The sequence below is a fragment of the Halopseudomonas sp. 4NH20-0008 genome (genome assembly GCF_057548395.1).
In genome coordinates this window covers 1-3,202 of the sequence record NZ_BAAJMD010000031.1, presented here as the reverse complement: position 1 = coordinate 3,202, position 3,202 = coordinate 1, and the positions used below count along the sequence as shown (strand labels likewise).

Genomic DNA, 3,202 nt, shown 5'->3' with positions numbered 1-3,202 from the left:
GATCCAGCTAAAGGCGCATTAATCCGACAAAGTGCTTGACGCCCCACTCACTCAACCCAATCCTCTTCCAGCTTCCAGCTTCCAGCTTCCAGCTTCCAGCTTCCAGCTTCCAGCTTCCAGCTTCCAGCTTCCAGCTTCCAGCTTCCAGCTTCCAGCTTCCAGCTTCCAGCTTCCAGCTGGAACACCAGCTACTGCGACATAAAACCGCATTACCCATTCATTCTGGCGCCCCGGGGCGTTATCATGCGCCTTTGCTCAAAACGGCTTATTGCATATGCTCGGTACCTTGCTGTCGATGATGAATGACGGGCAGTTTCATTCTGGTGAAAAGCTCGGTGAAGCCTTGGGCGTAAGTCGTGCGGCTGTTTGGAAGGCTTTATCGCGCCTGGAAATGGAAGGCTATCCCTTGCAGCGTGTACGCGGTAAAGGCTATCGCATTCCGAAAGGTGCAGTATTACTTGATGTGCACCAGATCAAATCCGGTTTGGCGGGCAATGCAGCTTCGCACTGGGCATGGCATCTGCATCAGGAAATTGATTCGACCAATGCCGAGGCGTTGCGCCTGATTGCCGCTCTGGGTATGCAGCCTGTGGTCTGTATCAGCGAGCAGCAGACGGCTGGGCGAGGTCGGCGCGGCCGTAGTTGGATCAGTCCCTATGCGCAGAATATCTACATGACCTTGGTAGAGCCTTTTACAGAGGGAGCCCAGGGTCTGGAAGGCTTGAGTCTGATGGTCGGTATCGTATTGGCTGAGGCGTTGGAGCAGTGTGGGCATAAGGGTGTTCAGCTCAAGTGGCCCAATGATCTGTTGCATGATGGCAAGAAGCTGGCAGGTATTCTTATCGAGATCTCAGGGGATCTGACGTCGGAGTGCGTGGTTGTCATAGGCCTGGGTGTTAATGTTCTGATGACAGTTGAAGCTGGCGAGCGTGTTGATCAATCCTGGACCTCTTTATTACGGATGGGTGGCGAGGGGTCGCTGGATCGTAATGCTTTGATCGCATGTTTTGCGCAGCGGTTTCATGAGGCCTTGTTGCGTTTTAGGCGTGAGGGCTTTGGCCCTTTTATACCGCAATGGGATAGTCGCGATGCCTGGGTTGGACGCGCTGTCAAAGTGGTTTCAGGGGCAAAGCAGATAGAAGGCGTCCATCGCGGCGTCAGTTCAAATGGCGCATTGCAGTTGGAAACGGCTGAAGGTGTGCTGTTGGTCAATGGTGGAGAAGTCAGCTTGAGGGTGAGTGATGCTGCTTGAGCTTGATTGCGGTAATACCTTGATCAAATGGCGCCTGATTGATCGTGAAGGGCGCGTACGAGATCGGGCCATGGCGCCGGATCTGGTCGACCTGCAGCTTTTGTTGGGTGGGCAGGAGCGGGAGATAAGGGCGTGCAGATTGGTCAGTGTTCGCTCTGAAGATGAAACCCAGGTGGTCATGGATCAGTTGACTAGTTGGTTGAAGCTTCACCCTTTGCTTGCGCGTGGTAGTAAAGAGTTGGCGGGTGTAACTAATGGCTATGCGGATCATCTACGACTGGGAATGGACCGTTGGTTGGCTGTGGTTGCAGCGTACAACCGATTTGCTCGCGCGTGCGTCGTGATAGATCTGGGTACTGCAATTACTGTGGACTTTGTGCGCGCCGATGGCCAGCATCTGGGTGGTTATATTGCCCCAGGCAGCGCCTTGCTGCGAACTGGCTTGAAGCGGCACACGCGTCTCATCCGCTACGATGAAACCTTGCTCGGGGATTTGATGTTGCCACAGCCCGGCAGCTCGACTGCAGAGGCGGTTGAGTATGGCTGCGATCTCATGCTGGCTGGTTTTGTCCGTGAGCAGTGTCGTATAGCAGATCAGCTGCTGGGCGAAGACAAGCTGGTTATTCTTACCGGCGGGGATGCGCAAAGGATGTCCGAGGCGCTCTCTGGTGCTTGTCATGTGATTAATGACCTGGTCTTTGATGGTCTGGCGTTGGCCTGTCCGATAGAGGTGAGCTAATGCGATCGGTATTTCTATTTTTACTCCTGCTGAATATTCTCTACGCGCTTTGGCAGTTGCAGGACGGGCGTGCTGATCAGTCATTATATGAACAGGCTGACGCTCCACTGGAGGTGATTCCCGATACCGTGAATACAGATACTGTCCTGAGTGATAACCGATTGCCGCAGGTGGAGGAGGTGTCGCAAACGGTCCTGTGTGTCTATCTTGGGACCTTCGAGCGTGCTGCAGAAGCTGAGCAGGTACGGCAGCGGTTGTTGGCGCTGTCTATTCAGTCTTCAGTGCAGACGCGGGACGTGAAGGATGCTGCAGACTATTGGCTGGTAATGCCGGTACAGGGTGGGCAGGCTGCAGCCATGTCCCGCCTGGCAGGATTGCAGGAGCAGGGTGTCGATAGTTTTCTGATCACGCAGGGTCGGCTGGCTAACAATATATCGCTCGGGGTATTTGGCCGAGAAGACATAGCGCTTGCGCGTCAGGCGCAGCTTGAAGAGCAGGGCTATGTAGTTCAGGTGGAAGTGCTCGACAAGACCCATAGTGAATACCTGGTCCAGGTGGACAGCAGTGCGCGCAGGCTGGTTGACCAGCCCCTGTTGGCGCGTTTGCGCGAAGACTTTCCCGGGCTGCAGCATCAGTTCCTGCCTTGCCGTTAGTCGCGCCTTTGATGAAGTGGCTGGGCTACAGCAAGCTGTGCGACCAGTCAGCGTGGCTGAGTCCTGGTCGTGACATCCGCATTTCACATTCAAGTCGCGGTTTTTGCTAATAAATGTATTGACAGGCAGGCGCCAAGTGAAGAAAATGGCGCCCTCTTACGGAGGGGTTCCCGAGCGGTCAAAGGGATCAGACTGTAAATCTGACGCGAAAGCTTCGAAGGTTCGAATCCTTCCCCCTCCACCAGATTTCGCAATAGCCAGAGCTCGGCGGGTTAGGCGGGTATAGTTCAACGGTAGAACCTCAGCCTTCCAAGCTGATGGTGCGGGTTCGATTCCCGCTACCCGCTCCATTCTGGCGTTGCACAAGGTGTAAGCTCATGTAGCTCAGTTGGTAGAGCACACCCTTGGTAAGGGTGAGGTCAGCGGTTCAACTCCGCTCATGAGCTCCAGTCCAAAAGGCAGATATGCGAATATCTGCCTTTTATTTAATGGTCGCGTGACCGCGCATTGCACTCACGAATAGGGGATCTCTCGATGGCTAAAGAGAAGTTCGAACGT

Annotated in this window: 4 protein-coding genes and 3 tRNA genes; 6 read left to right on the top strand and 1 reads right to left on the bottom strand. The window is 54.5% G+C overall.

What is annotated here, in order from left to right; genetic code table 11:
- Positions 1-47: 47 nt before the first annotated feature.
- Positions 48-185: a hypothetical protein gene (locus AC27HQ_RS16850; protein ID WP_487157355.1), complete on the bottom strand. Its 138-nt coding sequence runs from the start codon at positions 183-185 to the stop codon at positions 48-50.
- 89 nt (positions 186-274) lie between these two features.
- On the opposite strand from AC27HQ_RS16850, the gene birA reads away from it, so the two are divergent.
- The 6 genes from birA to AC27HQ_RS16820 all read left to right on the top strand — a co-directional run bounded on the left by birA (position 275) and on the right by AC27HQ_RS16820 (position 3,093).
- Positions 275-1,252: a bifunctional biotin--[acetyl-CoA-carboxylase] ligase/biotin operon repressor BirA gene (gene birA / locus AC27HQ_RS16845; RefSeq protein WP_487157354.1), complete on the top strand. Its 978-nt coding sequence runs from the start codon at positions 275-277 to the stop codon at positions 1,250-1,252.
- A complete protein-coding gene (locus AC27HQ_RS16840; RefSeq protein ID WP_487157353.1) occupies positions 1,242-1,991 on the top strand; it encodes a type III pantothenate kinase in 750 nt (249 codons plus the stop codon). The genes birA and AC27HQ_RS16840 overlap by 11 nt, the downstream gene beginning before the upstream one ends.
- On the top strand, positions 1,991-2,644 hold the full coding sequence (locus tag AC27HQ_RS16835; RefSeq protein ID WP_487157352.1) for a hypothetical protein: 654 nt from the start codon (positions 1,991-1,993) through the stop codon (positions 2,642-2,644). Before AC27HQ_RS16840 ends, AC27HQ_RS16835 begins: the two co-directional genes overlap by 1 nt.
- 160 nt (positions 2,645-2,804) lie before the next feature.
- Positions 2,805-2,888: transfer RNA gene (locus tag AC27HQ_RS16830), tRNA-Tyr, on the top strand.
- A 32-nt stretch (positions 2,889-2,920) separates the two neighbouring features.
- Positions 2,921-2,994: transfer RNA gene (locus AC27HQ_RS16825), tRNA-Gly, on the top strand.
- Positions 2,995-3,017: 23 nt separating this feature from the next.
- Positions 3,018-3,093, top strand: a tRNA-Thr gene (locus AC27HQ_RS16820).
- The last annotated feature ends 109 nt before the right edge of the window (positions 3,094-3,202 follow it).

Coding starts and splice junctions, on each gene's coding strand:
- AC27HQ_RS16835 (WP_487157352.1), top strand. CDS start 1,991: ATGCGATCGGTATTTCTATTTTTACTCCTGCTGAATATTCTCTACGCG.
- AC27HQ_RS16840 (WP_487157353.1), top strand. CDS start 1,242: ATGCTGCTTGAGCTTGATTGCGGTAATACCTTGATCAAATGGCGCCTG.
- birA (WP_487157354.1), top strand. CDS start 275: ATGCTCGGTACCTTGCTGTCGATGATGAATGACGGGCAGTTTCATTCT.